The following is an 11,309-nucleotide window of genomic DNA, read 5'->3' as shown; positions in this document are numbered from 1 at the left end:
GATGAAGAAAGTAAGTGTTGCAATAATCACCTTTATTGCCTTAGCGACAAGCGCTCTTGCACAGTCAAAAGACAGCATGCAAGTAATTCCAATCGACAAAAGTCCGGCCGATATTGTTTACTACCCGAGTCGCGCAGCTTTTGACAGAAACGAAGATAAAACTCCAAACATCCGTGTAGTATACTCTCGCCCTCAAAAAAACGGCCGTGAAATTTTCGGCAAACTAGAAGATTATGGTAAAGTTTGGAGAACCGGTGCAAATGAGTGTACAGAGATTAAGTTTTATCAGGATGTACAGGTAGGTGACAAAACAATTAAAGCCGGATCCTATTCATTGTTTACAATTCCTAACAAAGAAAAATGGACGATCATCCTTAATAGTGTTACCGATAAATGGGGGGCTTACTTTTACGACAAAGCCAAAGATGTATTAAGATTTGACGTTCCTGTTAAAACGCCTATTAATCCAATTGAAGCATTTACCATCTTGTTTAAAGATGATACAAATAAAAATATCAGGATGATTATGGGATGGGACACCAGCTACGTTGAAGTTCCTTTCAAAGTGCTAAAAAGTAAAAACTCTTTATAAAACAAAAAACGTCTGCCTTACTAACCAAGGCAGACGTTTTTATTTTATCTGTATCAATCAATTATCTTGATTTCATCTGTATTACTGTTCCTCGTTCACCTCTGTCTTCCACCCAAAAATCTATTTCACTCAACTTCTTGATGGTATAAATATGTATTTCTGTATTAAACCTTGTTTGCAAGGTGCTATCATTTAACAATGCCCACTCCCCGTCACTTGCCGAAACACAATTCACCTCATTTACAGCACAAACCCGATAATATCGCATGTTATCCAAAAAAACATGCATTCTGCCTGGCAATTGGGTTGTTTGTCCGTCTTTAATTGCTTTAATTTCTACCCAAGAACGAGCTATTTGTTTATAACGAATATCTTCATTGCCTGAATCCACACATCCTGCTACAATCAATGCCAATACCGATATTCCTAATAGCCACCTATTTACAAATTTCATTATGCTATATTTTTCAAACTTCTACGGCTCAACAATTTATCCGCAAAAATAAGTAATAAAACAGCATCGATCATTAAAAAGCTACGCCAAAAAACTTTATTATTCAATAATGAATCAACTTGAGAATCAACTGCCTGTTGCACCTGATTAGAGGTGGCCATGAATTGAGCTGAAGGTTCTGCCGGAGCATTCCAAATAGTGAAGAATAACAATCCAATGATAATTGCAGAAAAAACAGCAGCTATACCGTAGATTATTTTACGATTTACCAGCGTTTTTAACGCTTCAGGCTTCCCCATTTCTGTGCGAAACTGAGCCATTACATTGGCTGTAAAGTTTGCAGAAGGGGTATCAAGCTGCATTGAAGCAAGAGAGCTGTTAATTGCTTTTATCTCGTCATACTTTTGCTTCAACCCAGGATTCAATGCAATAACTTGCATCAATTCACTTGCAAGAGGTTCTTCAATTAAACCATCGGCAAGGTCCCATAGTTGTTCTTCCGTAATCTGATTCATAATAAATCCTTTCCTATCTTATCTCCTTACTATAAAACTCAAAGATACTGTGTTTGTTGTAAAGAGCACTCGCTTTATTTATAATGTTGCCTTATAGCAATTCATTTACTTCGTGTTTTAATAAGAGCTCCAACTGAACTTTTAATCGTTGGCGGGCCCTATGCAGCTTCACTTTAACCGTATTAGCCGGCAATCCTACCACGGCAGCAATTTCTTCAAGTGATTGTTCATGCAAGTAAAACAGAGTAATAATTACACCATCATCCGGCAATAACTTTTCAATTGCTTGTTTTAAGTATTCACTCCTTATTTTATTTTCAATCAAACTGCTGCTCTCCTCCGATGCAAAATCACCAACAACGATCGGATGTTCTTCGTCGTCAAGAGAATCAGTTTCAAGTTTACCCTTTCTTAATTTACTCATTGCAGTTGTATATACAATAGAATACAGCCATGTAGTAAACTTTGAAGTACGCTGAAATGAAGCTAATGATCTGAACGCTTTAAGAAAACTATCTTGTGCAATTTCTTCAGCATCTTCACGGCTCTTGGTAAAACGCAAAGCCAGGGTAAATGCATAACGCTGATGCCTGTTTAACAAATCAACATAAGCACCCTGATTGCCATTTAAGGCCAGGTCGATTAACTCTATATTCGATAATTGTTTCAGCATTTTAAACTATGACGCTGTTTAAATTGACAAGGTTACACTAATTTACACTAAAAAAGTGGGTAGTTTAACACTATAAGTAGTATTGATTTAATACTGAAAGTTAATATATTTTAACAATACACAATTATTTAAAATAAAATTTAATTTAGAGGTGATTGATTTTCATCAATACTTGTATATTGAGGCATTCAAAAAAAATTCGACTTAGGTGTAACCTGTTCGAAGAAGTCGTAGTCATAGTTAACAGATCGCTTGCAACACGATTATTTAATTAACTAACGATTGTTTAACGAATAAAAAATAAAAGTCATGGAAGGCATATTAGTTCCAATTTTAATTTCACTTGGTGCATTTTTAATGGTATTCGGCTTAAGATACCTTGAGAATAAAGAAAGAATGGCAATGATCGAACGCGGAATAGATCCGGGGATTCGTAAAAAAACAAGCCCGTCAGGCGCTTTAAAATGGGGTCTATTATTTATAGGTGTTGGAACCGGATTGATATTAGCCTTAATATTTACGGAATATATTTTTGTTGGAATGGACGAGGATAATCAGGTAGCGGTATATTTCGGAATGATCTTTATCTGCGGAGGTTTAGGTTTAATGGCCTCACACAACAGAACAAAAAAAGAGATTGAAGAAGAAAAAAAATACGAACATCAATCAATAAACCTATAACCTGGTTATTACACCTACAAAACATAAATAAGGCCTAAGCTTTTAGTCGAGCTTAGGCCTTTATTTTTTCTATTAAAACTATACTTTCCCTAAAGGAACAACCATAGTTGTTAAGCGACTTATACAATTCATCTTTCCTGCATCATTAAACATCTTAATCTCCCACACATGAAGTGTCGGCCCTAGTTTTATCGGACTGCAAATACCGGTTACTAATCCACTTCTAACTGCTCTAAGGTGATTGGCATTAATTTCCAATCCTACAGCTGTAAACTTGTCTGAATTAATACAAAGATTTGATGCCACACTCCCTAATGTTTCTGCTAATACAACAGAAGCTCCTCCATGCAAAATTCCATATGGCTGATGAGTTCGTTCATTAACAGGCATTGTTCCTTTAATAAAATCTTCTCCTATCTCTGTAAAATTAATATCCAGTAATGCCCCAAGATGCTTGGAATGATTATATCGATTATTTATTTCTTCTAGCGTGAATGATTTAGTCCAGATCATAAATTTATTTTTTGGTGCCTAAAAATAGAACTTATTAAGGTTCTTATTGAACTTTTTCATCAATGGATTATTAGTTACGCATCCTTGGAGAATAAAACCTTGACGCATAAAAAAGATAATTTTAGGATAGTAGGCACCAATAGGCATTGCGGCCTTCGTTAATGATCAACATAAAAACCTTGGGAAACGGTAAAATGGCGGGTCTGAAAAAATATCTTAGAAAATAGTATGTGTAGCAGAAACGATTCGATACATCAACTAACTTATTTCAGGACGGAACATTACTATTAAAAAGAACGGCGCTAATGAAACTATTAGCGCCGTTTTTAAATTATGCTTTTTTAACCTCTTTTGTCCATGAATCTTTCAGGGTAACAGTACGGTTAAATACTAAATGCTCAGGAGTTGAATCTACATCCATAACAAAATATCCTTTTCGAATGAACTGGAATCTGTGCTCAGGATTAAAGTCATTGGCTAAAGCAGGCTCAATATAAGCTTCTTTAATCACCTGTAAACTTTCAGGATTAATGTAATCTTTAAAATCACCTTCTTCGTTAGCTGGATTCTCTACTTTAAATAAGCGTTCATACAAACGTACTTCCGCCGTTTTCGCATGTGGAACACTTACCCAGTGGATGGTGCCTTTAACGTTAATACCACTTGTATCATTGCCCGATTTGGAATCTGGAGCATAAGTACAATGAATTTCTGTTACATTACCCTCTGCATCCTTTACAAAATCAGTGCAGGTTACGATGTAGGCATGTTTTAAACGAGTTGAAAGCCCTGGACCCAAGCGGAAGAATTTTTTCGGAGGATTTTCCATAAAATCTTCACGTTCAATCCAAAGTTCACGACTGAAAGGCAATTCACGAGAACCTTCTCCTCCTTCAACTTCCGGATTGTTTTCTCCTTCAAGCACCTCCACCTGACCCTCCGGATAATTCGTAATCACCATCTTAATCGGATCAAGAACAGCCATACGACGCCATGAGGTTTTATTCAGATCTTCTCGTATACAAAACTCCAATAAACTTACATCGATTATATTCTCACGTTTTTGGATACCAATTCGATCACAAAACTCGCGAATTGACGCAGAGGTATAACCACGACGACGCAAGCCACTAATCGTAGGCATACGCGGATCATCCCAACTGGTTACATAGCCTTCGTTTACCAATTGCAACAACTTACGCTTGCTCATAACTGTATAAGTCATGTTTAAGCGGGAGAATTCATATTGTTTTGATGGAAAAATCGAAAGATTTTCAATAAACCAATCGTACAACGGACGGTGCGGAATAAACTCAAGTGTACAAATTGAATGAGTAATCTCTTCAATTGAATCACTTTGTCCATGTGCAAAGTCATACATCGGATAAATACACCATTTATCACCTGTGCGATGGTGGTGAGCATGCTTAATACGATAGATGATTGGATCGCGCATGTGCATATTAGGAGATGCCAAATCAACTTTAGCCCTCAACACTTTCTCTCCATCCTTATATTTCCCTTCTTTCATTTCTTCAAACAAACGAAGGTTTTCTTCTACAGATCTGTCGCGATAAGGACTAGGCGTTCCGGGCTCAGTTGGGTTACCTTTTTGCGCTGCAATTTCTTCCGATGTTGAATCATCAACATAAGCCAATCCTTTTTTGATTAGTGCTACTGCAAAATCATATAATTTATCAAAGTAATCGGAAGTGTATAACTCTTCTGCCCATTCGAAACCCAACCATTGAATATCTTTTTTTATACTTTCAACGTATTCGGTATCTTCTGTTACAGGATTAGTATCATCAAAACGAAGATTGGTCTTACCCTTATACTTTTTTGCCAGGCTAAAATTCAGACAGATAGATTTAGCATGACCAATATGTAAATAACCATTAGGTTCAGGAGGGAAACGTGTTAAAACACGTCCGTCATGTTTACCGTCGGTAATATCCTTTTCAATAATCTCTTCTAAAAAATTAAGCGATCGTTCTTCACTCATATAGTATCTTCAAAAAAATAAAATGCAAATATAGCCAGTTCCCACCTGATTTTTTTGTGAGAGGAGCAGAAAATCAGTTAATAATCAGGTAAAACACCAAAATTACCTAGTGTTTTTTACATCAGCAACAACAGCTTCCTGATCTTCAAGTAAAAATACCTCTGCATCACTTAGCGTTAATTCATTAATTAACCTGTCTTTTGACGGACGAAGCAGCAAATAGGACGCAATAACACCTATAGTCACACCAATAAAAAATAACTGATGAGTGAGTAAATAAAACATAGATGAAAATAAAGAAATAAATTCTGCTATTGCCCATTGAACAATCAACAGACTTCTGTAGTTGTTCAGCTTTTCTTTTATTGATTCCATGTTTTTAATGGTTTCAAGACGACGAGGTTTCCAAAAAAGTTTGATGAAAACCGCTATTAAAAACAAAACACCAATGATAGCATAATAAACTGGCGGATTTTCTAATCGCTCCATTTGTTCCGGAGTCGTAGTTATAAAAAGTACAGCTATCATGAACAAGGTCATACCGCTCATAATAGCATAAAAAATAATTGAAATACTCCTTAAATATTGTTTCCCATTTTGATTTTTTCGCTCCATAAGGCTTCAGTTATAAGCTTAAATAAAACGCCAAATCTATAAAACATGACTTTATAATTTTGCACTTTGAGGCTCATATTATTCAATTTCACAATCTTCCTGTAAAAAATTACATTTGTAACCATTGCTCAAGCCAAGCTTAGCGCTGACCACCAATCAAAATGAATAGACCAATACGTGTATTAGTAGCCAAGTGCGGCCTAGATGGCCATGATCGTGGCGCCAAAATAATTGCAACATCCCTTCGCGACGCCGGAATGGAGGTTATCTATACCGGCCTGCGCCAAACTCCCGAAATGATTGTTAATACTGCCCTACAAGAAGATGTCGACGCCATTGGCATCAGTATTTTATCGGGTGCACACATGACCGTGTTTCCTAAGATCATGAAGCTGATGAAAGAAAAACAGTTGGATGATGTGTTGCTGACAGGGGGAGGAATTATACCGGAAGAGGATATGAGACAATTGCATGAGATGGGTGTAGGCACGTTATTTCCGCCGGGAACTACCACATCTGAAATTGTTAATTACATAACTGACTGGACTAAAACGCATCGTAGCTTTTAATTCCTTGTCATTTACACTTTTATACTAAATCCGATGAATACGATTAAAACAGAGGTAAAAAACCGCATCTTATACATTACAATTGACCGTGCAACGAAATTAAACGCCCTAAATAAAGAAACACTTGCCGACTTAAGCAGCATAGTTAAAAGTCTTTACACTGACGAGTCTGTCGGTGGTGCGATAATTACCGGAGACGGGCCAAAAGCATTTGTTGCCGGAGCGGATATTTCTGAATTTTCAAGTTTTTCAATTGAACAGGGCCAACAATTAGCTGCAAATGGCCATGAATCAGTATTTGATTTAATTGAAAATTCGCCTAAACCAGTCATTGCCGCAATTAATGGCTTTGCACTTGGCGGAGGATTAGAATTGGCAATGGCTTGTCATTTGCGTATTGCTAGTGATAATGCAAAATTAGGGTTGCCGGAAGTTACCTTAGGCTTAATCCCTGGTTATGGAGGAACTCAACGTTTAACACAACTAGTGGGGAAAGCTAAAGCATTAGAAATGATTTTAACCGCTGATATGATCACTGCTGATGAAGCTAAAACATTGGGGTTGGTAAATCACGTGACTACCCAGGATGAATTGATAGCCAAATGTGAGGAGTTGCTAACAAAAATGTTAAGTAGAGCGCCATTAGCTATTGGAGCAGCCATTTCAGTAATCAATGATTTCTATCATAAAGATAAAAACGGCTTTAAAGCTGAAATTGAAGCATTTGGAAAACTATTTGGAACTGAAGACTTTAAAGAGGGAACCCAATCCTTTTTAGAAAAACGTAAAGCTAATTTTACAGGAAAATAAACATTAGATATAAGTTGAATTGCTAAATTCGCCCTGCATTTAGAAATGGATGGCGCAGTTTAGCAATTCTTTTATCATGTGAATTGTTAGGCTGATCATACCGGTTGGCTTATCTCATTTCTACACGTCTATTTAAATAAAGCTCTTCACAGAGCATTTTATCTGTAAAAAAGTAAAAACTAAAACAAAAACAGTCTTATGAAACGTATTTTCGTATTAGCTGCAGTATTATTTATTGCATTAACAGCTTCTAAAAACGTAAACGCTCAAGCTCCAGCTGGCAAAAAATTATTAAACATTGCATTTGAATCAGGTTTCCCTATTGGTGATGCTAAGGATGTTTATTCAGTTGTTTTAGGAGGATCTCTTCAAGCTGAATTCCCTATCTCTGAAAAATTCTCTGTAACCGGTACTGCTGGTTATTCATCATTCCAACCAAAATCAGAATTTAAGGATATTTTGGATGGCTATGGTTTTGTTCCTGTAAAAGTTGGTGGTAAATATTACTTCGGAAGTAACTTCTACGGTATTGGTGAATTAGGTGCTGCTTTCGGAACTGGCGAAGGTGCTTCAACTGCTTTTGTTTATGCTCCAGGCATCGGTTATTCATTCCCTGTTGCTGACAACAAATTTGTAGATGTATCTGCACGCTACGAAGGTCATTCAGTTGAGGGTGGAAGTATGTCATTCTTCGGACTACGTTTCGCGTATTCTTTCGGTTTCTAATAACCCGATCAATTAGGATATTTATTATCCCGTCTCGGTTAGCCGGGACGGGATTTTTTTATCTATCTAAATATTAGAACACTACCTTCTTTAAAATCCAACAAATAGGCTTTAAGGGCCTTTTCACCATCTTGCTCTGTTGTTTTTTTCCTATCTTGTGACTTTAATAGTCAGTAATAAGATTGACTGCAAGGCAAAGGTTGCTTTTGCAAACAAGATGAAATCAATCAATAAAGTATGAAAAATAAAGATGAAATCGTGGCCAATTGGCTACCACGCTACACAGGTACCGAACTGAAAGACTTTGGTGAATATATCCTCCTTACAAACTTCAATAATTATGTACGACTCTTTGCTGAATGGGAAGGTGTTGAGTTAAGAGGTCAGGACAAACCGATGTTAAATGCCACTTCAAGGGATATTACTATTATTAACTTCGGTATGGGAAGCCCTAATGCTGCCCTTATTATGGATTTGCTCTCTGCCATTAAGCCAAAAGCTTCTTTGTTTTTAGGTAAATGTGGCGGATTAAAAAAGAAAAATGAATTAGGGGATCTGGTATTGCCAATTGCAGCAATAAGAGGAGAAGGAACATCAAACGATTATTTTCCTGCAGAAGTTCCTGCTTTACCGGCTTTTGCCTTGCAGAAAGCGGTGTCGACAACCATAAGGGAGCATAATCGTGATTACTGGACCGGAACTGTTTACACCACAAACAGGAGAGTGTGGGAACATGATGATGAGTTTAAAGACTACTTGCGTTTGATAAGGAGTATGGCCATCGACATGGAAACCGCCACATTGTTTTCTGCCGGATTTTCTAATCAAATACCAATTGGAGCGCTACTTTTAGTTTCAGACCAACCGATGATTGCAACTGGAGTAAAAACCGCCGAAAGTGACAAAAAGGTAACAGAAGCTTTTGTAGAACAACATTTACGAATAGGGATTGACTCTCTGTATCAGCTGATCAATAAAGGGAATACGATCAAGCATCTCCGATTTGAAGATTATTGATGCCATAGGTCTATGGAATTGTAAATTCTTCCATGGACCAACACCAACCTCTTTCTTTAGTTAATCATCGTCAATCATCGTCAATCATCTATACCCTAATCAATAGAACAACTTCCTTAAATATTGTATTCCTTACAACATTTATTTTTTGGTTTAAGCTTTGCATTAACTAAGGTTAATGGATAAGTTGAGACAAAAGATACTTATAGTAGATGATGAGCAGGATATTTGTCGGTTACTTGAGTTTGTACTGGTAAAAAATGGCTACGAGGTCCGCTATGTACATACTTTAAGTGATGGACTAACAACCTTGACTTCTGATAGTCCTACTATAATTTTCTTAGATATAAACCTACCGGATGGTTCAGGTTTAGATGCATTACCTGCTATAAAATCATCTCATCCACAAAGTACAATTATTAGTATTAGCGCTCTTGATGCAAAAGAAAAGGCTTTAGCAAACGGAGCAAGTTATTTTATAGGGAAACCATTTACAATAAATGAAATAAACTCAATTGTTAACAGTATTGTGCATTGATTTTTACAACAAGCTTAAAAGTGTGGAAAAAAATACCCAATTTAGCTGTATAAAGATTTTCACATGCTGCAACCAGATTTGTGACAAATAATATCGAAAAAGGCATGAAAAATATTCTTATCATCGACGACGAGGTAAACATTGGTTTATTATTGACTCGTTTTTTAACCAAACACGGCTTTAATGTTGAAACGGCAACCAGTGGGGCTAAAGCTATGGACTTGCTAAACATCAACAAGTATGATTTGGTTCTATGCGATTACCGCCTTGAAGATACAGATGGACGTGAAATGCTTGACAAAATACTTGCAATTCATCCTCAAACGGTAGTAATTATTATTACAGGATATTCTGATGTAAAAATTGCCGTAGAAATGGTTAAGAATGGAGCTTATGATTATATTTCAAAACCATTATATCCAGATGAAATCTTAAACACGATTAATAAAGCACTTGAAACCGCTCAGGTTCGTAAAGAAGAAACCGTGGCAACAGTGGCCGAAGAAAACGGCGCACGCAAAACACCTAAAGCAGGCAAAGCGATTGAAGGAAACTTATTGACCAAAAACTACATTTTAGGCGAATGTGAATCAGCCAGAGAACTGTATCGTCAGATCAGCCTGGTAGCACCAACAAATTATAGTGTTATTTTATTTGGTGAAAGTGGAACCGGAAAAGAGTCTGTTGCAAACATGATTCATCAGAATACTCCACGAAAAGATAAACCTTTTATACCGCTTGATTGTGGATCATTATCAAAAGAATTAGCAGGTAGTGAACTATTTGGGCATGAAAAAGGTTCTTTCACAGGAGCTTTGGGACAAAAAATCGGTCATTTTGAGATGGCAAATGGTGGGACGCTCTTTTTGGATGAAGTAGCCAACTTATCCTATGATATCCAGGTTTCTTTACTTCGTGTAATACAGGAGCGAAAAGTAAAACGCATTGGGGGTAATAAAGAAATCGATCTGGATGTTCGCATTTTAGTTGCTTCAAATGAGAACTTATGGGAAGCAGTTCAAAAAGGACGATTCCGGGAAGATCTTTATCACCGATTTAATGAATTTAGCATACATATTCCTCCTCTAAGAACACGTCATGGAGATTTAATGCTTTTTGCTGAGCACTTCTTGAAACAAACCAGTAATGAATTAAATAAACATATTTTAGGATTCTCGCCGGATGTTATTCGTTATTTTACCCGTTACAGTTGGCCGGGAAATATCCGTGAATTAAAAAATGTGGTAAGAAGAGCGGCTCTATTAACTGAAGACGGACGTGAAATAGAAACCCGTTCATTGCCTTTAGAATTACTTGAGTTAAACGCGTCGGTTACTTCAAGCTTTAGCGAACCACATTTTGAAGAGGCAACACGTGTAATTTCGTATAACCGTAATGATTTAAAATCGGCAGCGCAAGAAGCCGAGTTAGACACGATCATGAAGGTTTTACGTGAAGTTAATTTTAATAAAACAAAAGCGGCAGCAATCTTAAATATAGACCGAAAAACGCTCTATAATAAAATGAAAGCAATGAAGCTTAACTAAAAAAGTTTGTGAAAAATAGTTTCAGTAGGATTTTTGGTAATTATGAGTTACCCA

14 protein-coding genes are annotated in these 11,309 nt (G+C 36.7%); 8 read left to right on the top strand and 6 right to left on the bottom strand.

The window, feature by feature from the left end:
- The first annotated feature begins 1 nt into the window (after position 1).
- Complete coding sequence (locus SOLCA_RS20525) at positions 2–592, top strand: DUF2911 domain-containing protein (protein ID WP_014682401.1); 591 nt, start codon at positions 2–4, stop codon at positions 590–592.
- Between the two features lie 61 nt (positions 593–653).
- Here SOLCA_RS20525 and SOLCA_RS20520 read toward each other — a convergent pair whose 3' ends face one another.
- The 3 genes from SOLCA_RS20520 to SOLCA_RS20510 form a co-directional block, all read right to left on the bottom strand.
- Entirely contained in the window at positions 654–1,046 is a 393-nt protein-coding gene (locus SOLCA_RS20520; protein ID WP_014682400.1) for a hypothetical protein, read from the bottom strand.
- The gene (locus SOLCA_RS20515) at positions 1,046–1,561 is read right to left on the bottom strand and encodes a hypothetical protein (RefSeq protein WP_014682399.1); all 516 of its coding nucleotides are present in this window, start codon (positions 1,559–1,561) and stop codon (positions 1,046–1,048) included. Before SOLCA_RS20515 ends, SOLCA_RS20520 begins: the two co-directional genes overlap by 1 nt.
- Positions 1,562–1,652: 91 nt before the next feature.
- A complete protein-coding gene (locus SOLCA_RS20510) occupies positions 1,653–2,234 on the bottom strand; it encodes an RNA polymerase sigma factor (RefSeq protein WP_014682398.1) in 582 nt (193 codons plus the stop codon).
- 309 nt (positions 2,235–2,543) lie between these two features.
- On the opposite strand from SOLCA_RS20510, the gene SOLCA_RS20505 reads away from it, so the two are divergent.
- Positions 2,544–2,915, top strand: a complete 372-nt coding sequence (locus SOLCA_RS20505; RefSeq protein WP_014682397.1) for a DUF6249 domain-containing protein — start codon at positions 2,544–2,546, stop codon at positions 2,913–2,915.
- 78 nt (positions 2,916–2,993) lie between these two features.
- Here the strand turns inward: SOLCA_RS20505 and SOLCA_RS20500 are convergent, their stop codons facing one another.
- The 3 genes from SOLCA_RS20500 to SOLCA_RS20490 all read right to left on the bottom strand — a co-directional run bounded on the left by SOLCA_RS20500 (position 2,994) and on the right by SOLCA_RS20490 (position 6,048).
- Positions 2,994–3,428 (bottom strand): hotdog fold thioesterase, encoded by a 435-nt coding sequence (locus SOLCA_RS20500; protein ID WP_014682396.1) that lies wholly within the window; start codon positions 3,426–3,428, stop codon positions 2,994–2,996.
- 331 nt (positions 3,429–3,759) lie between these two features.
- Entirely contained in the window at positions 3,760–5,433 is a 1,674-nt protein-coding gene (locus SOLCA_RS20495) for a glutamine--tRNA ligase/YqeY domain fusion protein (protein WP_014682394.1), read from the bottom strand.
- A gap of 102 nt (positions 5,434–5,535) precedes the next feature.
- A complete protein-coding gene (locus tag SOLCA_RS20490; RefSeq protein ID WP_014682393.1) occupies positions 5,536–6,048 on the bottom strand; it encodes a hypothetical protein in 513 nt (170 codons plus the stop codon).
- 161 nt (positions 6,049–6,209) lie between these two features.
- On the opposite strand from SOLCA_RS20490, the gene SOLCA_RS20485 reads away from it, so the two are divergent.
- From SOLCA_RS20485 to SOLCA_RS20460, 6 genes are all read left to right on the top strand, one after another.
- A complete protein-coding gene (locus SOLCA_RS20485; protein WP_014682392.1) occupies positions 6,210–6,617 on the top strand; it encodes a cobalamin B12-binding domain-containing protein in 408 nt (135 codons plus the stop codon).
- Between the two features lie 33 nt (positions 6,618–6,650).
- The gene (locus SOLCA_RS20480; protein ID WP_014682391.1) at positions 6,651–7,427 is read left to right on the top strand and encodes an enoyl-CoA hydratase/isomerase family protein; all 777 of its coding nucleotides are present in this window, start codon (positions 6,651–6,653) and stop codon (positions 7,425–7,427) included.
- A gap of 198 nt (positions 7,428–7,625) precedes the next feature.
- The gene (locus SOLCA_RS20475; RefSeq protein WP_014682390.1) at positions 7,626–8,153 is read left to right on the top strand and encodes a hypothetical protein; all 528 of its coding nucleotides are present in this window, start codon (positions 7,626–7,628) and stop codon (positions 8,151–8,153) included.
- Between the two features lie 237 nt (positions 8,154–8,390).
- On the top strand, positions 8,391–9,170 hold the full coding sequence (locus SOLCA_RS20470) for an AMP nucleosidase (RefSeq protein WP_014682389.1): 780 nt from the start codon (positions 8,391–8,393) through the stop codon (positions 9,168–9,170).
- Positions 9,171–9,348: 178 nt separating this feature from the next.
- A complete protein-coding gene (locus SOLCA_RS20465; protein ID WP_014682388.1) occupies positions 9,349–9,708 on the top strand; it encodes a response regulator in 360 nt (119 codons plus the stop codon).
- Positions 9,709–9,812: 104 nt separating this feature from the next.
- Positions 9,813–11,255 (top strand): sigma-54-dependent transcriptional regulator, encoded by a 1,443-nt coding sequence (locus SOLCA_RS20460; RefSeq protein WP_014682387.1) that lies wholly within the window; start codon positions 9,813–9,815, stop codon positions 11,253–11,255.
- Positions 11,256–11,309: the final 54 nt, after the last annotated feature.

This window comes from Solitalea canadensis DSM 3403 (assembly GCF_000242635.2).
GTDB classification, from domain to species: Bacteria; Bacteroidota; Bacteroidia; order Sphingobacteriales; family Sphingobacteriaceae; genus Solitalea; species Solitalea canadensis.
The sequence above is the reverse complement of the archived record's forward strand: the minus strand, read 5'-3'. Positions and strand labels throughout refer to the sequence as shown.